19 protein-coding genes and 1 CRISPR repeat array are annotated in these 23422 nt (G+C 45.3%); of the genes, 6 read left to right on the plus strand and 13 right to left on the minus strand.

Features of this window, described 5'->3' with window-relative positions; genetic code table 11:
* Window positions 1-97: 97 nt before the first annotated feature.
* Window positions 98-523: a YciI family protein gene (locus RIG68_RS22825; RefSeq protein ID WP_350127772.1), complete on the minus strand. Its 426-nt coding sequence runs from the start codon at window positions 521-523 to the stop codon at window positions 98-100.
* A gap of 195 nt (window positions 524-718) precedes the next feature.
* Here RIG68_RS22825 and RIG68_RS22830 point away from each other — a divergent pair, with 195 nt between their 5' ends.
* From RIG68_RS22830 to RIG68_RS22840, 3 genes are read left to right on the plus strand one after another with little or no spacing between them, the layout of a single operon-like run.
* Window positions 719-1042, plus strand: coding sequence for an ArsR/SmtB family transcription factor (locus RIG68_RS22830; protein ID WP_350127775.1), 324 nt, complete (start codon window positions 719-721; stop codon window positions 1040-1042).
* A 6-nt stretch (window positions 1043-1048) separates the two neighbouring features.
* Window positions 1049-1546: an SRPBCC family protein gene (locus tag RIG68_RS22835; RefSeq protein ID WP_350127778.1), complete on the plus strand. Its 498-nt coding sequence runs from the start codon at window positions 1049-1051 to the stop codon at window positions 1544-1546.
* Between the two features lie 13 nt (window positions 1547-1559).
* Entirely contained in the window at window positions 1560-1991 is a 432-nt protein-coding gene (locus RIG68_RS22840) for an SRPBCC family protein (RefSeq protein WP_350127781.1), read from the plus strand.
* Window positions 1992-2055: 64 nt separating this feature from the next.
* Here RIG68_RS22840 and RIG68_RS22845 read toward each other — a convergent pair whose 3' ends face one another.
* The 11 genes from RIG68_RS22845 to RIG68_RS22895 all read right to left on the minus strand — a co-directional run bounded on the left by RIG68_RS22845 (window position 2056) and on the right by RIG68_RS22895 (window position 18657).
* Window positions 2056-2814 carry a YoaK family protein gene (locus RIG68_RS22845; RefSeq protein WP_350127784.1) on the minus strand — a complete coding sequence of 253 codons (759 nt, stop codon included), beginning with the start codon at window positions 2812-2814 and terminating at the stop codon, window positions 2056-2058.
* A gap of 194 nt (window positions 2815-3008) precedes the next feature.
* On the minus strand, window positions 3009-4433 hold the full coding sequence (locus RIG68_RS22850; RefSeq protein WP_350127787.1) for a DUF1593 domain-containing protein: 1425 nt from the start codon (window positions 4431-4433) through the stop codon (window positions 3009-3011).
* Window positions 4434-4814: 381 nt separating this feature from the next.
* Window positions 4815-6708: direct repeats of the CRISPR family, unit length 47 nt; unit sequence GTTGTGATTTGCTTTCAACCTTTGATCTTTGACGTATCGGAAACAGT.
* Window positions 6709-6846: 138 nt separating this feature from the next.
* Window positions 6847-7197 (minus strand): CRISPR-associated endonuclease Cas2, encoded by a 351-nt coding sequence (gene cas2 / locus RIG68_RS22855; protein WP_350127790.1) that lies wholly within the window; start codon window positions 7195-7197, stop codon window positions 6847-6849.
* A complete protein-coding gene (gene cas1 / locus RIG68_RS22860) occupies window positions 7194-8093 on the minus strand; it encodes a type II CRISPR-associated endonuclease Cas1 (RefSeq protein ID WP_350127793.1) in 900 nt (299 codons plus the stop codon). The genes cas2 and cas1 overlap by 4 nt, the downstream gene beginning before the upstream one ends.
* 4 nt (window positions 8094-8097) lie before the next feature.
* Window positions 8098-12633: a type II CRISPR RNA-guided endonuclease Cas9 gene (gene cas9, locus RIG68_RS22865; RefSeq protein WP_350127796.1), complete on the minus strand. Its 4536-nt coding sequence runs from the start codon at window positions 12631-12633 to the stop codon at window positions 8098-8100.
* 493 nt (window positions 12634-13126) lie between these two features.
* Window positions 13127-13546 (minus strand): HU family DNA-binding protein, encoded by a 420-nt coding sequence (locus RIG68_RS22870; protein ID WP_151999146.1) that lies wholly within the window; start codon window positions 13544-13546, stop codon window positions 13127-13129.
* Between the two features lie 1129 nt (window positions 13547-14675).
* Window positions 14676-15158 carry a RidA family protein gene (locus RIG68_RS22875; protein ID WP_350127799.1) on the minus strand — a complete coding sequence of 161 codons (483 nt, stop codon included), beginning with the start codon at window positions 15156-15158 and terminating at the stop codon, window positions 14676-14678.
* An 11-nt stretch (window positions 15159-15169) separates the two neighbouring features.
* Window positions 15170-15952, minus strand: a complete 783-nt coding sequence (locus RIG68_RS22880; RefSeq protein WP_350127802.1) for an MBL fold metallo-hydrolase — start codon at window positions 15950-15952, stop codon at window positions 15170-15172.
* A 62-nt stretch (window positions 15953-16014) separates the two neighbouring features.
* Window positions 16015-16896: a helix-turn-helix transcriptional regulator gene (locus RIG68_RS22885; RefSeq protein ID WP_350127805.1), complete on the minus strand. Its 882-nt coding sequence runs from the start codon at window positions 16894-16896 to the stop codon at window positions 16015-16017.
* Between the two features lie 15 nt (window positions 16897-16911).
* Complete coding sequence (locus tag RIG68_RS22890; RefSeq protein WP_350070254.1) at window positions 16912-17493, minus strand: cysteine hydrolase family protein; 582 nt, start codon at window positions 17491-17493, stop codon at window positions 16912-16914.
* 186 nt (window positions 17494-17679) lie between these two features.
* Complete coding sequence (locus RIG68_RS22895; protein WP_350127808.1) at window positions 17680-18657, minus strand: pyruvate dehydrogenase complex E1 component subunit beta; 978 nt, start codon at window positions 18655-18657, stop codon at window positions 17680-17682.
* A gap of 351 nt (window positions 18658-19008) precedes the next feature.
* On the opposite strand from RIG68_RS22895, the gene RIG68_RS22900 reads away from it, so the two are divergent.
* Window positions 19009-19395 (plus strand): GxxExxY protein, encoded by a 387-nt coding sequence (locus RIG68_RS22900; RefSeq protein WP_350127811.1) that lies wholly within the window; start codon window positions 19009-19011, stop codon window positions 19393-19395.
* 74 nt (window positions 19396-19469) lie between these two features.
* On the opposite strand, the gene metG is transcribed toward RIG68_RS22900, so the two are convergent.
* On the minus strand, window positions 19470-21539 hold the full coding sequence (gene metG, locus RIG68_RS22905) for a methionine--tRNA ligase (RefSeq protein ID WP_350127814.1): 2070 nt from the start codon (window positions 21537-21539) through the stop codon (window positions 19470-19472).
* 172 nt (window positions 21540-21711) lie between these two features.
* Between metG and RIG68_RS22910 the strand changes: the two genes are divergently transcribed.
* Complete coding sequence (locus RIG68_RS22910) at window positions 21712-22521, plus strand: helix-turn-helix domain-containing protein (protein WP_350127817.1); 810 nt, start codon at window positions 21712-21714, stop codon at window positions 22519-22521.
* Between the two features lie 64 nt (window positions 22522-22585).
* Window positions 22586-23338, plus strand: a complete 753-nt coding sequence (locus tag RIG68_RS22915) for an MmcQ/YjbR family DNA-binding protein (RefSeq protein ID WP_350127820.1) — start codon at window positions 22586-22588, stop codon at window positions 23336-23338.
* The last annotated feature ends 84 nt before the right edge of the window (window positions 23339-23422 follow it).

Genomic DNA, 23422 nt, shown 5'->3' on the forward strand with positions numbered 1-23422 from the left:
AACTTTGGCTGGTCGGATAAATCTCAAGGCTGTAAGCAATGTCCTCCCGAAGATAAGCCGCCGACGCAATTATTACTACTAAAGCGTTGATTTTCAGTTAGCGCAACACACCTCCTTTGGCGCACCACCAGGGATATATCTTCATGACCAACCTGCCTGCTTTTACCGCCGGATCCATCGCCACCAGCTTTTCTACCTCCTCCAAAGAGGTTACATTGAAGACCAAAATCCCTCTGAATTCATCTTCGGACTCAACAGGCCCAGCCAGGTTTACATAGCCATTGCTCGCCATCCAGTTGATGTGTGCCAGGTGCTTTTCCTGAATGGCCGCCGCTTCCTCTTTCGTCTGGCTTCTGGTTGGGCCGCTATTAAGCATCACAAAAAAATACTTTTTCATGATGTACGTTGTATCTCCATCCTGCATTTCAAAGTACTCAAAGCCATCGGCATCTTTTTGTACACCCTGAGCAGCAACACTAAATACAGAGGTGCCGAACAGCATCATGATCAGGTATCGTTTCATAGTTGAAAAATTAGAGTTGTTAAAGACTGAATTTACAATTATTCAGCGGCCTCGCATTTTGATCACCACTGAAACCCAAGAATTTGTAGCCAGAGGCGTCCAAAACCAGCCTCAGGCAGCTATTGAAAAAAATGGCTAGTCATATTAGGAAACTAAAAGGTTTCCTTTATATATTTGAAACCAAAAGGTTCCCTAATGCAAAGAGACGTATTCACAGCCATTGCTGACCCCACGAGGCGAGAGATCATTACGATGCTTGCCAGCCAGCCTCTGAATCTTAACACCGTAGCCGACAAGTTCGACATCAGCAGGCCGGCAGTGGCCAAGCATTTAAAGCTGCTGAAAGAGTGCGGGCTGATCGATATTGAAAAAAGAGGAAGGGAGAGCTATTGCAGCGCCAGGCTCGATGGATTGAAGGAAGTTACCGACTGGACAGCGAAGATGAGAGCATTCTGGACGGAAAAGTTGGATGCACTGGAGGCCTTTCTGGAAAATGACCAAAGCACAAAACAAGACTGATAAGAAATGATGAGCAACATGTTAAACCCCGGAAAGCTCACCAATGAACCCGACGGGTACAAAGTGGTATTCGAGCGGGAGCTGCCATTTAGTTCCGAAGCTGTTTGGGAAGCAATTACAAATCCTGAGAAGCTGGCGACTTGGTTCATGGCAACAGAAATGGAATTTAAACCAGGTGGCAAAATGGTCATCCGCTTTCCTGAACCCGACAATTCTGAATCGTTTGGAAAGATAACCAGGATCGTTCCTAACAAGCTGTTTGAATACTACTGGGAAGAGGAACTCGTGACCTGGGAGATTAGGAAGCTGGCCCCTCAACGATGCCTTCTCACACTTACCCACAGTAAAGTGGATGGACAATGGGCAAAGTCCGTTCCGGCGGGCTGGCATTTTATGCTTGACACACTGGAAGAAACACTGGCAGGCAATAACTTAACCTCAAACACCCCCGATAGACAAGAAACCCTGAAGGCGCAATACGCCGAACTGTATAATCACCTGTAAACAAACACTAAATATGGCGACGACTCCATTCACCATAGAAAAAACATACAAGGCGCCCGTGAAAAAAGTATGGGAAGCCATTACCGACAAAGACAAAATGAAGGTTTGGTACTTTGACCTGGCCGAGTTCAAGGCTGAGGTAGGTTTTGAGTTTTCCTTTACCGGAGGGCCTCCCGACGGAAAACAATATTTGCACATTTGCGAGGTGACGGAAGTGATTAAGGAGAAAAAGCTAACCCACAGCTGGCGCTACGACGGAGAGCCAGGCATCTCCTACGTGACCTGGGAGCTGTTTGACCAGGGGAATTCCACACTGGTGCGCCTCACTCACGCCAACCTTGAAAGCTTCAACAGTGGCAACCCTGACCTGGCGCCAGAGAACTTCGCTGCCGGCTGGACTAGTATTGTAGGTAAAAATTTGAAGGAATTCGTGGAGGGGAAATAGCAACAAAAAGGCACTGCATCACTTCACAAAAAGCTTTTGCAGCTACCCTTGCCGGTAGCTGCACTCAGTTAGAGGTAGCCGACTGCATTTTCTTTGACTGGCGATATTTTCTTCGAGCCATTATCAGCTTGTATCTAAAATCGTCGTATAGCAAACTCAAGAGCAAAATCAGGCCAGCAAAAATCAGCGTATTCAATTTCAGGTCGATTTTGGAATAGAAAAACCCACCGGCCAACCCACCGGCAAAAAAGAATGAAATAATATATATGCGCAGTTTGATAGTCGATTTTAGCTTTTCCCTGTTCGGATGCGATTTAGGGAACAGTAGCTGGGAAATTTCAATGCCCAGGTCAGTAAAAAGTCCTGTAAGGTGGGTGGTTCTTACGATTGTATTCGAAATTTTTGTTACGTAGGAGTTCTGTAGCCCCATGGCAAAAAGCAGCAAACAGGCGATGACGTCAGGATACCTGATGTCCACTACATTGCTCAACAGCCCGATAGAGAGCAAAACCAGAGACTCAATTGTTGTGGGCAAAACATAAACATTCCATTTTTTATTTTCCCGAAAGAGCTCAATAAGAAAGCTTGACAGGAACGAGCCAAAGAAGAAAGAGAAAATGTAAAGGAAATACACCGTCCCTCTCCAAAACTCCAGATTTGACACGTCATAGATAAACAGTGCGAAGTGGCCGGTCACATTGGTAGTTAATTGCTTGAGAGACAGAAACCCGGTCACATTCACAATGCCAGCTACGAAGGAAAGCACAGTAGCAATTTGCAGGTTGTGTTTTACCGTTCTGCTTTTGCCCTGATGCCTGAACATTGGATGATTTTTTTAAATTGTGCACTGATTGGAAACAACACCACTTTGCCTGTTATCCCCCAGGGCTCGCTAAGCTACTTGTTTTTTCTTCACAGCGAAAGGATTACCACAAATGTCCGAGGCAGGTACCCGAACCTTGCCAGCTCGAAACCTTTGCCGGCAATGCGTAGAGACTGGAGCACCTCAGATGTTAGCTATTTTGGCACAACAGTCACAATCACTCTTTTGTATCTGGTTAATACCGGACTCCCCTTGTCTGACAGTTTCAGGATGAAATGCAGTGTTTCTTCCTTGTCGACGACCGGTGCCTTCACATACACGCCATGTACGTTTTCAGCAGAGATATCTATTTGCTTCTTATAGCTGCCTGCTTCGGGATAGTGGAACCAGAGAAAGCTTAAATTGTCTCCGTCGGGGTCGGTGGAGCTAAAGGCATCCAGGCCAAAGCCCTCTCCCGACTTCACAGTCAGCCGGTCGGCATGTTCCAGCACTGGGGTTGGCGGGTGGTTAGCTTCTTCGTACGACAAAGTGCACCAGTCCATTCTGGCAGCAAAGTCATTCTGAAAGTCGTCTCTCCAGCGAAACAACGTCGCCTTGTTGTTATTGAAAGAAACGGTATCTCTGCGAACGGTGCGTCCGTACAGACTGGGCACATACGGAGTATAATTATCCTTGGTATCCGTCCATATAGGCCTGGTTTCCTGTTCGAACGGAACCCCTGAGCTTCCCTGCTTCAGTGTGGCAATATCTGGCTTGTAGAGCTCATAGCGGCCACCCCAGCCACCCCATTCCGGATGCTCGGGCTCATTGAGTCCGTTGGGAATCAAACCCAGGAACGATGGTGTGTCGCCTTCCATCCCCCAGGCTACGTCCGGGTATTCCACCCCCACCGGGCCATGGCCCTGCTGAATGTTCTGCGCTATCCATGGGTTGCTTATTTTTTCATTGTCTGTGCCTTTAATCACGTTGTTGATGGCACTCCATGTGGCGCTGCCGTAGTGGTCGCCGGGACTTACAATGTAAAACAGGCTGGGGAAATTATTCCTGATCCAAATACCGCTGTCATCCTGATCCGATATGGTGTAAACCCGCAGCTTGGCGATGAGCCTTTTTGCTTCTGCCGGCGATTTGGTTTTCTGAATCTTGTGCAGGGCCTGAGCCAGTGTGTTCACGCCCCCCCAGGCTGTCACCCACAAAGGGCGGTCGTCCTTTTCCTCCAGCACTTTAATGATCCAATCCGACCCTTCTGAGTCCTTTCCATCGCCCACTCCCAGCATGCCATACACCGGCAGCCCCTCCTTCACTATCGCCAGCAAAGCGCTGGCCTCAGGAAAACCAGCCTCATGCTTCAACAGGTTAGGCTGCACCTTGCCATAAGCCCTGATCACTTTCCGAATTGACTCCGGGGCTACACTCGTTTTCTTCCAAATGGAGGTGGTGGCTACCATTCCCTTGATGTCTATTACATTCGAGTACAACACCAGCCGGACGAAAGACTCAATATCGTCGGGTTCCGCCTCAATATCGGACAGGATAACTACCCGGTGTTTTTGCATAGGCTGACCAAACAGATGACTGGTAGTAAACATCAAAAAAAGGAGGGTAAGGAAATTCTTCATGGCAAGTGTAGTTTAATCAACAATCAACGACCTGAATTTACTGTCGATTGTGAACCAAAACTATCCGTACGTATAATTAAACATGACTGTAGCCTTCCCCTACAACCAGTTGTGATTTGCTTTCATCCCGGGCGGGCAGCCTATTGATCTTTGACGTATCGGAAACAACAACCTTGTAGAAGAAGCTATTGAGGATTTAGTTGTGATTTGCTTTCAAGCCCATAAGGGCGAAATATGATCTTTGACGTATCGGAAACAGTGTTTCTCATGAATCCTAATTACCTCGTTTGGTTGTGATTTGCTTTCAAGCCCATAAGGGCGAAATATGATCTTTGACGTATCGGAAACAGTGGTATCTTAGGTGGCGGTTCCGGCAAAATCGTTGTGATTTGCTTTCAACCTTTGATCTTTGACGTATCGGAAACAGTTTAATTGTTTGGGTTTGGTGAAAGGCCCGGGTTGTGATTTGCTTTCAACCTTTGATCTTTGACGTATCGGAAACAGTGGGCAAGGAAGTGAACTGATAGTAGTACTGGTTGTGATTTGCTTTCAACCTTTGATCTTTGACGTATCGGAAACAGTTGCTGTCTCACAGATACGAGAGATGATAGAGTTGTGATTTGCTTTCAACCTTTGATCTTTGACGTATCGGAAACAGTTAGGTTAACTTTTCCTCGTTCTTATCGTATGTTGTGATTTGCTTTCAACCTTTGATCTTTGACGTATCGGAAACAGTTTTGCCCTGATAAAGCCTTTTCACGGTCAGGTTGTGATTTGCTTTCAACCTTTGATCTTTGACGTATCGGAAACAGTAAAGTAACTCCATTAAATGCCCGGGTTGTGGTTGTGATTTGCTTTCAACCTTTGATCTTTGACGTATCGGAAACAGTCTTTGTATTTATTTCTAACAGTTAAACCCCGTTGTGATTTGCTTTCAACCTTTGATCTTTGACGTATCGGAAACAGTAACCGCTTCAGGTCAATTCCCTTCCGCTCCGTTGTGATTTGCTTTCAACCTTTGATCTTTGACGTATCGGAAACAGTGATAAACTATGGAGGAAATTGCCCTTTGGCGTTGTGATTTGCTTTCAACCTTTGATCTTTGACGTATCGGAAACAGTCTCAGGAGGGAAGGAAGCTTGGCTTTGGGTGTTGTGATTTGCTTTCAACCTTTGATCTTTGACGTATCGGAAACAGTACTAGCTGACATTTTGGGACTAGATGATCCGTTGTGATTTGCTTTCAACCTTTGATCTTTGACGTATCGGAAACAGTATATGCGTTTGGCATTCCTTCTTCATTGTAGTTGTGATTTGCTTTCAACCTTTGATCTTTGACGTATCGGAAACAGTCTTTGTAATTTATTAAGTTTATCAATATTAGTTGTGATTTGCTTTCAACCTTTGATCTTTGACGTATCGGAAACAGTACTTGTAGTATCTTCACCATTATTTGCACCGTTGTGATTTGCTTTCAACCTTTGATCTTTGACGTATCGGAAACAGTTTGCCCTTTCAGGGTTGAACTATATTATAAGTTGTGATTTGCTTTCAACCTTTGATCTTTGACGTATCGGAAACAGTGCTTTCATTTGATGAGGTTGAAGGATATAAGTTGTGATTTGCTTTCAACCTTTGATCTTTGACGTATCGGAAACAGTAGAATGCTTGCAGTTGAACGCCTTTACAGAGTTGTGATTTGCTTTCAACCTTTGATCTTTGACGTATCGGAAACAGTAAATTGTTGTATAGTTGCACCCATTATTCAGTTGTGATTTGCTTTCAACCTTTGATCTTTGACGTATCGGAAACAGTCCATGCGTCAATCATAAGGACGGAAATAAGGTTGTGATTTGCTTTCAACCTTTGATCTTTGACGTATCGGAAACAGTCAGTCCTGTAAATTCCCTTTATCCAGGTGAGTTGTGATTTGCTTTCAACCTTTGATCTTTGACGTATCGGAAACAGTCAAAAAGTACACATCAAGAACGGCAAGTCAGTTGTGATTTGCTTTCAACCTTTGATCTTTGACGTATCGGAAACAGTAAAGTACGCTAACAGTGATTAAGAAAGCATGTTGTGATTTGCTTTCAACCTTTGATCTTTGACGTATCGGAAACAGTAAGAAATTCTATCTCAAATCGAGATTCTGAGTTGTGATTTGCTTTCAACCTTTGATCTTTGACGTATCGGAAACAGTAGTATCGAAGTGGTTGTGTGAAAACTGTCGTTGTGATTTGCTTTCAACCTTTGATCTTTGACGTATCGGAAACAGTATACCCTACCATTACAAACTGGTAATCAGCTGATTAACCGAACAAACAGGATCAAAAAACTAGACAACTTGTGGTACAGACCGAATGTTGACCGATACTTTCTAAATCCTGGCTCCGAAAAGGGCCGGGATTTTTTGTTTAAAACAATTCCAATTGCTGGGGGGTATCGGGCCTGTCCTTCATTTCCGGCCCGATAAAAAACTCCATCATGCCAAACTGCTTGTCAGTTAAAGTAAACACAATCACTTCCCCCTTGGGCGGCAAAAACCGCTTCACTCGCTTGATGTGCACGTCGGCATTTTCCCGGCTGTTACAGTGGCGCACATAAATGGAGTATTGCATCATGCTGAAGCCGTCTTTTTGCAAATTCTTTCTGAACTGGGTGTAGTGGTACCTGTCCTTTTTGGTGTCGGTAGGCAAATCAAAAAATACGAAGACCCACATGATGCGGTATTGGTTGAGTCGCTCGGTGGCGGCAGCACTGCTCACATTTCCGGATAGGCAAGTGTTCGGCTTTCTCCTTCGTAGCAGGCCATCAGGCTGGCCGTGGTGCGTTGCATGGCCACCATCAGGGGGCTTTTCATGCCATCGATGCTAACGTCCAGGGTAGGAACAGTCAGCAGCCGGGCTTTTTCTTCCTTACCCAGCTCTTCGGGCAGTTCGTCCATGGTGTGCACCATGTCGAGCACCAGCCTGTCCACATAGGGGCGGTAGGGCTCCATCACGTCGTCGGCCAGGCAAAAGGCATTGTATTTGTTGCGGTGGTGGATACCCATAGCCGGCAGGCATCCGCTGCCCACCAGGCTGCGGGCTACTACTGCCCTCAGTATGGCATAGCCGTAGTTGAGCATGTTGTTGGGCGGCTCTCCGTAGCGGTGGCGGGTGAAATGGTCTACATGCTCAAACAGGTTTTTCCAGTACCACGCCGCTGCCCGGCCTTCGAGGTTCACCGGGTCGCCACTGCCTACCTGTTCGGCCCAGCGCTGCATATTATCGGTGAGCAAACCCAATTCACCCAGCACAGCAGCCTGATTACGGATTTTAGCTTGCACGGTCTGCTTCCAGAGCTGTTTCTTCAGGGGCTGGCTGGCGTCGAGCTGGGCCCTGAGCTTTTCGGTAAACAGGCTGTTAGCACTCATGGGCAGCACCAGGCCATTGGGCAGGTGGCGCTCATCGCAAAAGAGCAATGCAGCGTTGTTATTGATCAGGGCATTGGCCAGGCCATGGGTAAGGCTCACCTGCTGGTGATCCAGCACCACCAGGCCAATGTCCTCAATAGGTACCGAAGCGGGTGGACGGCCTTCTTCTTTGAAGTCCACCACCAGCTGATCCTGCTGTTTTTTCAGGTAGGCGGGGTTGCCGAAGTAGAGGGTGCGTTTGATCATTTCATTAAGCTTTGGAGATATTCCCTAGCCGATCTACTTTAAGCTTGAGGCAGACTGACTTTATTTGCACACCGTCAATAGTATTCTGACTTTTGTTGTTAGATCCCATTTCATTGACGAGAATAGGAGATGCATAGTGAATTGGCACACATTCCAATTTATCTTGAGTTGTACTGACCATTTTATATATCCTTTTAACATGCTCACTATTCAAGTTCTCAAAATCTATCTGGCTGGGGCTCTCTATTTCATCGTGAGAGGGCACGTAAATTAAGTCACTTGGGGAAAGGTACGTCAGTAACTTATTTCCGATTTCATTAGAATCCGGTACAGGATACAACCCTTGTTTTTGCCGCTCAATGACAATGTTTAGCGGGATCGTATTGTAGCTGCGGTTTCCGTTTTCATCTGTGTAAATCGCTAGAAATAAATTTGTCCCCTTGTCGGCTTCTACCCACTTATGCCTTGTACCAATTTTATTTCCAACAGCAAAACGACCACTGCCACTTTCGGCAATGGGTAGCTTATAGACAGGAGTCTTCCTTTTAGTATTGAAATTTTCTAATCCTTCAGCACTGAAAGCCTTATCTATATCGTTGTCGGCCTCTCGTAAATGACCGAGCAAATCATTCCGAAGGCTAAGTTCAGCCACTTTGTTGATATATTTGACAGCATCTTCTAGTGTTTTTATTCCGCCTTGTCCACGATTTGAAAGTTCTGTGATAGGTTGGCGTTTTCTGAACTTTTCCAATTTGATCTTGAATGCTGTCACTTTTATAGGATCGCCAGTATCATCATTGATTGGATTCTCTTTTAGCACCTTTTGCGCTTCAGTGATTTTTCCTCCGCACTCTGCGAGCACCTTTTCAACTTTAGCTTTTACGCCATCATCGATTATATGCTCTCGCTTCCCAACAGATTTGGCGATTTCCAATATGTCAAAATCATAAGTTTTCTTCCCGTAAGGCATTGGAGTGTGCAATGACTTCCGAATCGCCCAATTCACACCTTTCTGTTTTACTTGTACTTTTTTACCGTTTTCGTACTTTTGATACCTATTGCTTGCTTTATTAATGATCCTGAGGTTTTGTTTGAAACTAATCACCACTTTTTCTAATTCGTTTTTAGAATCACTAGCAAAATTTTTCCAGGGCTTTTTAAAGTCCGTGAATTTTTCCCTTTCTCTTCCTTCTTTGTCTATCCACTTTTCGGTATTGCGTAGTTTGTGTTGCAAATCGTAGCGCCTCGAATCTGATTTCGCCGACTGGTTGTTCAATAAATTGACATGATCCCTTGTGGCACAAGCAATAACCAAAGCATCTAAAGCATGATGCCTGTGGTCTATCCGCTTTTTCTGAAACCCTTTTGATAGCTCCATTGGAACAGTTGGAATGGTGTGACCTTCTTTGTTCTTTGAGGTAAACGCAGTGCTGTTTGTTAACTCATTCATCCGTTCAAACCTGGGAAGGATCAGGTCGTTCCAAACGTCGTTCAACCCCCAATCTTGCTTGAGTGTCGAAGTGATTTTGCCATTGCCTGGTATAATTTTTTTGGAGTTTACTCCCTCATCGTCTTTGTCGGAACGCACTATATTAGCCAGTAGGTTGGAAATGAACTTGCTGATATAGCGAGTGTCATTCAGCTGCCGTTCGATCATCTTCTCTGGGATTTCTTCTAGTAGTAATTTATTGCGCTTGCCACGGTTTTTGTTGTAATGCTGTGCTACAAAGTCTTTGTAGTCATTCTCATTGAAAACCATGACCGGAGGCTTCCCATTCCCCGTTTCAACCATTTCTCCTTGATGGCTTTTAATAAATTCTAACCCGAGCTGTTTATCCTTAAGCTGGTTTACGGCAGCTTCGCAGATCACTTTGTTGTTGAAGCTGTCATCAAAGTAGCGGCTTTGTGGTATGATGTGCTCAATCTGATAATCTTCAGTGAACAACCGGCTCAAAGGAATCACTTGACCGGTATAGGGCGAACGGTATTTTTGTTCTAACCAGAGTTTGTAACGTATGAGCTCGGATTTTGTCGGTTGGGCTGTTTTACTGATTTTGATAATTTCATCTGGGATTTCTATTCCGGAGTTCAAAACACCATCTTCATAAATCTTCAGAGCTTCCTGTTGCATGGGCGAGTAAGGCCGGACGTTTTCAATGTCGCTATGGCTTTTTAATTCAGCAATCAATGCTTTTATACGCAGGTTGGTGTTTTCATTGTCTGAAATCTGGCTGGTGATCCTCTTGCGTTCCTCAGCCGTATTTTTCATCTCCCGACCCAATTCGATGTGGATTTCATCAAAGTAGTTTTCCGCCCCGTTTCCATATCTTATCCAAATGTCTCGAACTACCCGCAGCGTTTCTGTTACTACCTGCTCCACTATTGGGTTTCTCAGAGAGTGTTGCTTGAATTCTTCCAGATACTTTTCCAAGTCAGCAACAGACTTCCATTTGCCTGCCAAAGCCGCTTCCGAGTGCCGGTCATAGACAATGTACTGTGCCAACCAAAGTTGTAGACCCTGAAAATGTTCTTTATCTGTCAGATGGATAGCTTTTTCCCGGACACGGTTTTTCATTTCTTCATCGTACTCTCCCGTCAGGATGTTATCAATCCTACCCTTCGTTTTGTGGTCTATCGCTTCCCAATTCCAGTATTTTCCTAAGCGCATGAGAGGTAGAAGCTTTTTGATAGCCTTTTCGGAGTAGGAGGCATAGTCGCTGTCAAATGGCTTAAATTTTCTGAAGCTTTCAATAAACGATTCTTCATCTAACCCATGTCTAATGGCAAAGGATTTAAGCGCTTTTTCAAACTCCTTTTTATCCGTAACCGAGTAAATGACATGCCATAAATGCTGCTCGATTTGGGGTGTCAAAAAGTTGTCAGAAACGTTCTTCACATTTCCCAGCCGCCTCCTGATATCGTAACCGGTTTCGTTGCAGGGGTATTTCTTTGATTCGTCCTTTTCGGGGTCATAAACATAGTTCCATCGGTATTTGGCTATTTCCGCATTCAATGCTTTCCCTTTCAAGGCAAGGGGCTCAAGCAAATGCTTTAGAACCGATTTGTGGTCGGCCTCTTTTTGTGCCATCAGAAACCCAAACAGCCTCTCCTTATCTTCAATGCTTTGGAGGAATTCAAGTGTTACATCAGTTTCGTCATCCTTTTTATGAATTTTGAGATTATAGAGCCACTGCCAAACTCTAAATTCCTGGTATAAGGGGTGAGATTTGGGGATGGCTTTCAGGTGCTCCGTTTTCGTTACTTCCTTCCCGTTCTGATCTTTTGCTTTATACTCCCTAAACTCTAATGAGCAGTCTCCAATCGATGATTTTTTGCTTTTGAGCGGACGTTGGTAGAAAATAATGTCATCCACCAGCAGGTGTACAAAATCTCTTTTGCTCAAAGAGAGTTGGTGTGCTTCATTATGGCGGTACAAGTCACGCACACAGTCATTATACAAATCGTCCTTAAACAATTCCGGCTGTAGTTCAACCTGCTTTGAGAGAATAGCTTTCAACTCGTCTTTGTAGAACTTGCGCTCAATGGTGCGAACCAGCCTACCTCTTATCTTTTGATTGGGATTTTGTAGAAGCGCATCATATATAAAGGCTCCAACAGTTTTAGCAGATTCATCGATCTCCTGTTCTGTCTTCTTTTTCAAGAGCGTCCAGTCATCTTCGCCAGGCGCCCTGAAACTTCTTTTTTCGCCTCCTTCTTTGTCCGTTTTTATAGAGCCATCATCATTTAAATCAGTTGTAACAATGAAATTTCGAATCTTATCTTTCCAATCTGACAGATCAATTTTGCTCGATCTCCTATATATCCAGCCGTTTTCAAGGTGCAACGAATACCACAAATCACCTTTACTATTAGCCTGATTATCTGGTACGACATCAACTATTTTCAAAGAGTGAAATTCGACCAGTTTGTTAGGGTTTTCCTCCTCCTCCTCGCCTCTCAATTGATAGTATCCTCTTTTTTGATTAAAGCCCAACAACAGCCAGGCCAACTCTTCTTTTTCAATTTTATAGGTTAAGGCCTTCTTACGCAGATAGTAGATTGTCCAGTCATAAGGAACCTTCGCATCCTCGCCCTTTTTATTCTTTCTTTTCAAAAGTGTGGGCTGATTTTTCTTGAAGTCTTCTAGCATTTCCTCAAAGGACCTCTTAAAAATGAAATCGGTTTTGCTGTAGGCAAGTTTGGGTTCCGTTTCGTCAAGGAATTGTCCAAGCCGCTTTTCAAAATCAATCTGGCTGGCATAATGTTCAGGAAGAAATCCCAAAATATTTAAGACTCGATGTAAACGCTCTCTTCTGAGTAGATGACGTTCTCGCAATCGTCTGATAGATCTGTAACTGGTTCTTGCTGCCGTTTGAGAAACAGAGTTACCTTTATCAAAATCCCCTAAGATGTCCTGACTCATGGGGATGATTCGACTTCCCATTCCTAGGATTTGTCCTCGTTTATCGGCAAAATCTTGTTCAATAAGTGCCCACCCAATTGAGTTTGTCCCCAAATCCAGTCCTAAAATCTTTTTCATATGTCTTTACTTATTCGGTATTATTTCTAGTTTTACTACCTGAAAGCAAATCACAATAAGGATTATTCCGTTGTGAAAACATTTAAAGCGGGGATTCTAACGAGTCCTCGCTTTTTCTTTTTGAATGTGTCACGAACTCCTTTTATATCTACTATTTGATGAGTAAAACATTTAAGCCGCCTCGCCTTACAATGCGGGGCTTTTTTTTACCTCAATTCCTAAAATTTCTCGAATACAATAAGAAGTTTCTGCCATTTGTCGGCAGAAAAAACACTTCACTTAGAAAGGTTCACAGGGAATAATTAAAAAAATATGGCTGGCCAGTGAAAATTTAGGGAACAATTCGATTAAAACCTAGCAAATTTCCTTCGTAAATTATTTCAAGAATTAGCGGTAGCTTCAGAAACTGCAGCCCTCACCACCAACCCACATAAAAAAATCCCGCAGATCGCTGCGGGATTCTAGGTTAGGACCTTAGCCTTAAGGACACTTATCATTCAGCCTCCTCTTCAAAGTCCTGCTCATGGCCGGCCGCCTTGGTGTACCTGATGGTCATAAGCTCCTCCTTCATTTCCAGGCTAGGGGTAAAAGACACCTTGCTACCAAGAATGCTGTAGTTACTTACTTCACCAGGTAGCTCGTGCCCTTTGCTTTTCAAATTCACTTTGAAACGACCCAGCTGCCCAAGGTTCACATTGCGACCGTTGCGCAGAAACTTAGGCACCAGCTCCAAAAAGTTTTCGATAACAGCAAAGGCATCAGCGGTGGTAACGGTGCTTCTGGAAGAAATCTCCTTCACCATTTCCCGGAGAGTGGCTTCCCGCTCTCTTACGATACCTGCGTAGAACTTGTATTGACCGCCGCCTGCCACTCCCGGCTCGGCTTTGCGGATGGTTTTATACAAAATAGACATAATTGAAAATTGTTAAAATGTGAATAAATGATTTAAGGTGTACTTATGACGAAAAACCAACTTTGGAAAACCTGTCTGGCGCCTTGAACGAAGCTTTGTGAGAGGGAATATTCAGTTCATTTCGTACAGTAATTCTCATTTCAATATTAGTGCCAAAACACCCCTACTCACTCCAATTATTAGAAAAAAATTCTATTATTTTTCTCATTTAGTTTTTTTATCCTGATTGATAAAGAAACGCCTTATAAAGGTAAACCATTTTGGAGTTTCGTCGTTTAAAACACATCTCAATAAAGCACATTCTTTACATTTCAATCGATTGTATTTGCATACCCGAATTTTTGCATCCATCTTAAGTCATGCATCGAAATCTGCTCTAAAAGTCGCCATAAGCTGCCCTTCAATATTTGCATTATTTCATAATAACGAAAACAGGCATTTTATTACAATCAACTTCCTAAATACGTGATAAATCACCCACTTTCCCTCAGCAAAAAATGAGCGTTTTCCGTTGAAGCTTCAATGGACTCTTGTCGAAGCTTCAATGAGCTCCCGTTGAAGCTTCAATGAGTTCTGGTTGAAGCTTCAGTCGGACCCGGTTGAAGCTTCAAATGTAAACGGAACAAGCTAGCACCGTTAACGATACAAGCTTGAGCAGGAAAAGGTCGAAGCTTCAGCGACAGTCGACACAAGCTTGAAAGGGAATCGGCTCAGGCTTGAGTGGAGATGAGAGGAAGCTTCAGATGGAAACGATCTGTAAGGTGATGATAGCAGTGAGTCTTTAGAAGACACTGCAAGGTCATGGGGATCTCTCTCCGCCTCCCGATAGCCATCGGGGTAGCGGATCGAGATGACGTTGCGATGGAGACTGTAGTGCAGCGGCGGCCTTGCTGGTGAATCCCTTCAGGTTCTCAGCGTGAGGGATAGGAGTAGATGCCCCGTTGGGTGAACCACAAGTCGGTGCCGTCAACAGGGAAAGCAAAGGCCACCAAAAGCCTAAGTTGTTACCGGTTTACTTTTCATCTTTGATGTACTCCATTGTTCAAACGTTTTGCCTTGGGAGTCCTTTTTCAATTCGGGCTACATCCACCACCTCCTGAATAAATTAAGCCCGGTTTCAAACTGGTAGTCAGGCGAAAATCCACGGAATTCGCCTGCGCAAGGTCAGGGTTACGGCGAGCCCAACCGAAAACTGTCGTGGCAAGGCATGTACGCCAATGATAGCCCGTGAGTGATGACCCTTCTCGCCAAGCACTTCTACAAAAAGATCAGAAGCGCCATTGGCCACCTTTGGGGCATCGTCCCAGTCATCGGTACTGCGGTAAAATATGTCGACATGGTTGAGTCCTTCAATATGTTCAAGCTCGAAATATTTGTTTATCTGCGCCAACACATTGAGCCCGCACAGGCGCATGGCCTGATAGCCAGCCTCGGTGTCCAGGTCGGCGCCCAGCTTCCCCTGGTAAAGGTATTCTTCATTTTTTATCGGAAACTGTATCGCCACCGATACGAGGTTTCCCCGGGAATTGCATGAAGAATAGTTACCACCCGGCGTTGACGGATCCGGCAGAACAAGCCCCAATTTTTTTACTCTTTTTTCAATGCTGGTCATATCATCTGTTGTTAAAAAATCATTTCCTCTCCGTCTTCGGGTACCAGAAGCTGTCCTCTTTCTGCCTGCGTGGCTGCCTTGTTCCGAAGCTCCTGCCTGGTAAAGGTGTCATGGTCCAGGGCTCCTATATGCGTAGCCACCACCTGCGCTTGCGGAGCGTAGTCACAAAGCGTTAACACCTGCTCTGCGTCCATCACCAGTGACTCACTGTCACCAGAAAAAGCTGGCCCAAATACATTGTAGGACTGCAAAAAAGCGTTTCCTCCTGCATGACAGACAATTATACCTGGATTGTGCCTGTCGATCACCTGCTGCACTCCATCGTACCAAACCGTATCGCCACACCAGTAAAGAGTCTTCTCTTCCAAATGCCGGAATACAAAACCAGATGCAACGCCCATCAGCGGCAGAATCTCACCTGAGCCATGCTGACAGTCCGTTCGGGTGATGCTCACCCCCTGGATGTCTAACTCCTGAGCAATGGCCCGGGTGTTTCCAAAACCACTTGACTTGAGTGCGGCCAAATCTTCAGGCTGACAAAGAATGGGGGCTTGCCTGGAGAGATTACGCCGAGCTCCGTCATCAAAATGATCCGGATGCAGATGAGAGACAATAATGTAATCAACACCTTCCATCACCTCTTTGATGCTAAATGGCAAATCAACCGTTGGATTTTCAGACCGTCCTGCCAGCGAGGGTTGGCTATGTTTTTCTCCCAAATAAGGGTCAATCAAAAAAGTAATACCACCATAGCATAACTTCACCGTAGCATTTCGAATGAGTTGTAGTTCCATGTCTCCGTTGTTTTTGACACAAAACTAGCCTCAGGTCAGCCTCCGCCAGCTATTCGAAATTGCTAATTAAATTCAAATCGTCTCCCTCTTATCAAAGGGTAAAGAGAGTTAGCCTCCTGAAAGCCAACTTTCTCAGCTACGTCGGTTATAGTCATCTCTCCACTCTTGATATATTCAAGTGCTTTTCTCACCCTCACCTGCTGAATTAGTTTATGAGGCGTGAAGCCGAAAGCCTGCCTGAATACCCTGATAAAATGAAACTTCGACATCAGCACCTCTCTGCTCAGGGCGTCTACCGTAAGAGAGGGGTCACTATACTGACTGAAAATGATATCTCTGCCGATGGCCACTCTTTTGAAAAGCTCAGCTTTTGTCGCACTTTTTTGCGACGGAATCCTCATAGCAGATTTACTGTTTTTGCCAATCAGTCCTCCAATCACATCCATCAACTCTAAGAGGTATTCGTCGCCGTTGTCACGCTGGTAGCTAAGTAACTTACCTCTAAACAGGGGCTCATTGAAAAAAAGGCGGTTATCAAACAGATAGGGTTCACTGCGTCCGGTCAGGTTGTCAAGCAGCCTCTCATCGTCCGACAGGATACTGGAAAGGAGTTCGTTGTAAGTATCAAAGCCCAGGTGCACATTCATAATGTTCACAGGTAATGAGTCACGAATTGAGAAGCTGAAGTGCTCAAAGGGGTTAACAACACAAATAGTCTCTCTGCAAAACCTGACATCACGGTCTTTTGTGGTAAGCGTCACCAGCCCGTCGGTATTGACAGAAAAAATAGTGAATGAGCTCTCGGGTATCTCCTTCTCGAACACCTGATAATGGCCATTTACTACCACATCGGGCCATTCCAGCACCCGGTTGTCTCCGTTATTGACTTTATTCCTTAGCCGTGTGAGAATTTCCTGATCCGGACAGCGGTTTGCAACGATCATTTGGAGCGATTTTATTTAATTCAATATTGGTGCCATCGCTTTTAGCGAATCGGTTGAAACAATCTGTGCAAACTCGTCTTTCAAACTTGCTAATGCAGTGGCATGAATGACTCCAGCAGAATACTCGTTTCCGTCGTGTCCGATTTTGTTGAAAGTGGCTGTGGCGTCGTGCACCAAATAGGTTTTGTAGCCCAGGTTGCCGGCCATTCTTGTTGTGGTAGAAACACAATGGTCTGTAGTCAACCCCACAATAACCAGGCTGTCAATACCTTTTTCATTCAGTCGCTTTTGCAGATCCGTGCCAATAAAAGCACTGTTGACACTTTTTTCTACCACAGGCTCTCCAGGTAGCGGCTCCACCAGTTCATTAAAAGCATTGCCCGGGTTGGAAGAGTGTAGCGGCGACCGGGGGTTGGCAGAACAATGTCGAACATGGAAGACTGGCAACTGGTGCTTTCTCCAAATAAAGAGCAGCTCCGATGCATACTGTTCTGCGTTGGGATTGTTTCGCTGTCCACCCCAGTACGCAACATCTTCAAAGGCTTTTTGTATGTCTATTAGAATAAGTGCAGGTCTTTGTTCAAAAAGTGATTCCATACTAGTTTTATTTGATATGGCATTTACGGATGAGCCTTGACCAGGGTTTTTCTAAAATCCAGAATCTGTATTAAAATCAGCCTGTCGACTCATCGACGACCGGCATGCAACAATGGCCCTCCTTCAGCCCACAAGGCATAAAAAAAGGCCCATCGACGGGCCTTTCCAATTTTAGTGTTTTAATCCTTAACGATACATCACCGCATTCACAGCATCAATCGTCTTCTTTGCGTTGGGCAAAATGAACTCGATCAATGTAGGGGCGTATGGCAGTGGCACATCGAGGTTGGTCACCCTCCTTACTGGCGCATCGAGGTAATCAAAAGCGTAGCGCTGTATATGGTAGGTGATTTCTGAGGCAATCGACGCCAGAGGCCAGGCTTCTTCAACAATCACCAATCTATTGGTTTTCTTTACTGAATTCACCACTGTTTCGTAGTCAATCGGGCGAACACTCATCAGGTCAATTACTTCGGCAGATACGCCTTCCTGCTGAAGGGCGTCGGCAGCTTCGAAAGCCACTTTCATCATTTTACCAAATGAAACGATGGTTACGTCATTTCCTTCTCTCACCACCTTGGCTGTGCCTAACGGAATCAGGTATTCACTTTCCGGCACTTCACCTTTATCGCCATACATCAGCTCCGACTCCATGAAAATAACCGGATCGTCGTCACGAATAGAAGACTTTAGCAAGCCTTTGGCATCGTATGGGTTGGATGGCACCACCACCTTCAAACCAGGAGTGTTGGCAAACCAATTTTCAAAATTTTGTGAGTGCTGTGAGCTCAACTGACCTGCATTGCCTGTAGGGCCGCGGAAAACGATAGGCACATTGAACTGCCCACCTGACATCGACATCATTTTGGCAGCACCATTAATGATCTGGTCGATGGCTACCAATGAGAAGTTGAAGGTCATAAATTCTATGATTGGTCGAAGGCCGTTCATAGCGGCACCTACGCCCAGTCCACCAAAACCTAATTCAGCAATGGGTGTGTCGATCACTCTTTCTGGTCCAAACTCATCGAGCATACCCTGGCTTACCTTGTAGGCGCCATTGTATTCTGCCACTTCTTCCCCCATCAGGAATATTTTGGGGTCTTTTCTCATCTCTTCGTTCATCGCCTCACGAAGGGCTTCTCTGAATTGTATTTCTCTCATCGTATAGTCTTTCTAACGGCGTGCTAAGTTAATATGGGTTGGTACAAGAAACAACATGGATTTTGATGAGCGAGGAATATTGCTCGGAGAGACGCAGAGACGCTAGAGGAAAGTGACTCGCAGAGGCGCAGAGACGCTAGAGAGGAAAGTGGCTCGCAGAGGCGCAGAGACGCTAGAGGAAAAGGGTTCTCGCAGAGACGCAGAGGCGCTAGAGAGGAAAAGGGTTCTCGCAGAGACGCTAGAGGAAAGTGGCTCTAGCAGGAGCGCAGAGACGCTAGTAGAGCGGAGGGAAACACGAGATTTTGAAATATTGTAAGTTCAGTTTATTATTCGATAAAAAAATAAAGAAATATGGCATCACTACACGAAAACGAGATTTCCAGAATTATTATCAACAAACTATACGAGATACACAGCCAGCTTGGTCCTGGACTATTTGAGACTGTATACGAAACCATTTTGCACTACGAGTTGAAAGCTGAGGGGCTCAAAGTGGAAAAGCAGAAAACAATACCAGTGGAGTGGAAAGGCATAAAGATGGATCAAGGTTTTCGGGCCGACTTGATTGTCGAAGACAAAGTCATTATTGAGATTAAATCCATTGAGTCGCTGGCTGACGTTCACAAAAAACAGCTTTTAACCTACCTGAAACTCACGGGGATAAAATTAGGCTTGTTGGTCAACTTCAACGAATCTTTAATAAAAAACGGCATTGTTAGAATTGTCAATAACCTGTAGCACCAACGAAATTCCGTATAAAATCAGCTTTTACTTTGCGTCTCTGCGAGCTTTAAATCTGCGAGCTACTAAAACTAGCTGATGGTCGCTCCCGGATTTGTCACTGCATTGGCCTGTAACAGTCTCAAGTTGCCTTCCTCATCTTCCGCCGAAAGAATCATTCCCTGCGATTCAATGCCCATCATCTTGCGGGGTGCCAGGTTAGCCAGCACCACCACCTGCTTACCTATCAAATCTTCCGGTTGGTAATGCTTTGCAATGCCACTCAATATGGTGCGTTTGTCGATGCCCGTGTCGAGCAAAAACTTGAGCAGCTTGTCCGACTTGGGCACTCTTTCGCACTCAAGCACAGTAGCCACTCTCATGTCAAGCTTGGTGAAATCATCATACACTATCTCTTCCTTAAGCCCGGGTACTTCCATTTTTTCTGCTTTTTTTATTTCGCCCGCTTTTTCGGCAGGACTGTTTAGTTTTTTTGTTGCTTCCAGCTTTGCTATCTGAGCCTCCACCACATCGTCTTCTATTTTTTCAAACAGCAGCGTCGGAGCCTCTAGCTGGTGCCCGCCGGGCAAAAGATCACCTTTTCCAAGGTCGCTCCATTTGACTCCACTCTGATTGAACATGCCACCCAATTTGGTGGCAGTAAACGGCAAAAAAGGCTCACATGCCACCTGTAGCGTGGCGGCTATTTGCAGAGCGACGTTCATGATGGTTTTCACACGCTCTGGGTCTGTCTTGATCAGCTTCCATGGCTCCGTGTCGGCCAGGTACTTATTACCTAACCTCGCCAAATCCATCAATGACGCCAACGCTTCCCGGAATTTGAATTGCTCAATAGAACCAGCAATTACTGCGGGGAATTCCGTCAACTTAGCCAGCGTTTCTTCATCAAACTGAAAGAGCTCTCCCCTCTGAGGCACCCTGCCTTCATAATACTTATGAGTGAGCACCACTGCTCTGTTCACAAAGTTGCCAAAGATGGCCACCAGTTCACTGTTATTTCTTGTCTGGAAATCCTTCCAGGTAAAGTCATTGTCCTTGGTTTCCGGCGCATTGGCGCAAAGCACATAGCGCAACACGTCCTGCTTGCCAGGAAACTCCTCCAGGTACTCGTGCAGCCACACCGCCCAGTTGCGGCTGGTACTGATCTTCTGACCCTCAAGGTTCATAAATTCGTTGGCAGGCACATTGTCGGGCACCACGAAATCGCCGTGCTCCATCAGCATGGAAGGGAAAATGATACAATGAAAAACAATATTGTCTTTACCAATAAAGTGCACAAGCCGTGTATCATCGTCCTTCCAGTACTTCTCCCAGTCATTGGGCTTCAATTCCTTGGTGGCCGAGATGTAACCAATGGGTGCATCAAACCAAACATAGAGCACTTTACCTTCCGTGTCTGGCAGAGGTACTTTCACACCCCAGTCGAGGTCACGAGTCATAGAACGGGGCTGCAGCCCCTGGGTGAGCCAGCTTTTGCACTGACCAAATACGTTGGTTTTCCACTCGGGGTGACTGTCGACGTACTTCTCAATTTTAGGCTGTAGCTTATCTAGCGGCATGTACCAGTTTTTGGTGGGCTTCAGCACTGGTTTCTCGCCGCTCAGCATGGAGCGGGGATTGCCGAGCTCCTGAGGGCTTAAGGTGCTTCCACATTTTTCACATTGATCGCCGTACGCATTTTCGTTGCCGCAAGTAGGGCATGTGCCCACTATATATCTGTCTGCCAAAAACTGATTGGCCTTTTCATCAAAATATTGCTCGGTTGTTTGCTCTTCAAAAATCCCCTTTTCATAAAGATTAAGAAAAAAATCCTGCGAGGTTTTATGATGAATCTCCCGGCTTGTGCGTGAATAGGTATCGAAGGAAATACCAAACTCAGCAAAGGAGTTTTTGATGATATCATAATACTTATCCACCACAGCCTGAGGGGTTGTTCCTTCATTGCGGGCTTTCAGCGTGATGGGCACGCCGTGCTCATCCGTTCCACTCACAAACACAATATCCTCCCCCATTGAGCGCATATACCTCACATAGATATCGGATGGGAGATAGCAGCCAGCCAAATGACCTATATGGATAGGCCCATTGGCATAGATCAATGCAGCAGTAACGGTGTGTCTTTTGTAAGTCTTCTTAGCCATTATTCTTGGTTTGGGCTGCAAAGATAGGGGAAAGTACTTAAGTGTGTAAGCTCCCGTAAGAGTTATTGGCTATACTACTCTAATGTAAGTGGTGACCACATCTCCTTTCATTTTTATAGTATACTTTGTAGTAACCAGAGCTATTGTGCAAGTTGCATTAAAGTATTATCGCATGGAATACAAAACCATTCCTCCACCGCATTCCCTGGCCGACTACGTCCGGTTTTTCTGGACGCTCGAAGCCGAAGTGCCAATCGGTGGTCACTATATCCACCGTGCCATGGCCGATGGATGCAGCGAATGGCTTTTTCACTATCAGGGGACTTTTCGACAGGTGCTTGACCAAAACAAGACCGACAAGTCGTTTACTTCGGGATTTCAGGGGCAAACAAGCAGATACAGGCGTTTCGTTACTGACCAAAGCTTTGGCATCTTTGGGGTATACCTTTACCCGCATGCGCTACCGGCCTTATTTCAAATCCCAGCCTGCGAGGTCAGCAATCAAATGCCGGACATCAGGTCTGTGATGGGAAAAAAGGGCGATGAGCTTGAAAACAGAATAATGACGGCAAAGAACAATGAGCAACGAGTGGCCATCCTGTCTGCGTATCTGCATTCGAAGCTTCAGCAAGTGAAAAGTGAACCTTATTCGCTGGAACATGCCGTCAAAGACATTATACGATTGAAGGGCCAGGTTTCCGTCGACGAACTTGCCAGTAGACACTGTCTCTCGAAAAGGCATTTTGAAAGGAAATTCAAAGCGCTGGCAGGCATGAGTCCGAAGCTTTATTCCCGGGTAGTACGGTTTCAGTCTATTTTTCCCGAGCTAAATCAGGTCAGACCGTCGCTGACAGAAATCGCTCTTCAATGTGGCTATTACGACCAATCGCACTTCATACAGGATTTTAAAGAGTTTGCCGGATTTAGTCCAGGAGCGTTTTTGCGTGGCAACACAACAGAAACGGTGAACTGGGCAGGTTGAAAGTCGCTTTTTTCCAATTTTTACCTCTTCTTTCTCTCAATATTGCGGTCATAAAATTTGAACTATGAAAGCTACATCTATTATTCCCTGCCTCGGCTACAACGAAGCCCTGAATGCAATTGACTGGCTATGCAATGCTTTTGGATTTGAAAAACACCAGGTGTTCGCCGAGGAGAATGGCGTGGTAAGCCATGCCGAGCTTGTGCTTGGCAACTGCATGATCATGGTAGGTACTCAAGACAGCGGAAGCCCCTACAGCAGGCTCATCAAGCACCCTTCTGCCGTGGGAAGTTTTGAAACTCAAAGCCCCTACATAGTGCTGGATGAAAGTGAGGTGGATGCACTGTACGAAAAAGCGAAGAAACACGGTGCCCGGATGGCCATTGAGCTAAAACAGGAGAGCTATGGAGGGAAAAACTTCTCTTGCTACGACCTGGAGGGTCACCTGTGGAACTTCGGCTCTTATGACCCCTGGCAAGTCAAAAAAAAAAACAGTAAGCGTATGGTGTCTAATGACAGGTTCAAGGAAATGGCCCTCTCACTACCTGAGGTAGAAGAGCGGCCTCATTTCGACAGAGCTGCCTTCAAAACCAGGGTAATCTTTGCTACGCTTCATGAAAGCAGCCACACTGCCAACATCAAGTTCAATGAAGTGGATCAATCGGTTTTTTGCGAATTTGAAAAAGGGGTGTTCCCTGTTCCAAATAAATGGGGGCAACAAGGCTGGACTATGTTTGAGCTGGACAAAGTGCCGGAAGAGTTAGTCAAAGATGCACTAGAAACAGCCTACAGGGAAACGCTAAACAAGAAGAAATAGGGTAAACACCTGACTCACCGCTCACTTACCTTGTCTTTTAAATTACTATTTCTTAACATAGCTTCTTTTAGCCATGTTTTATTC

Source organism: Imperialibacter sp. (genome assembly GCF_040222385.1).
GTDB lineage: Bacteria > Bacteroidota > Bacteroidia > Cytophagales > Cyclobacteriaceae > Imperialibacter.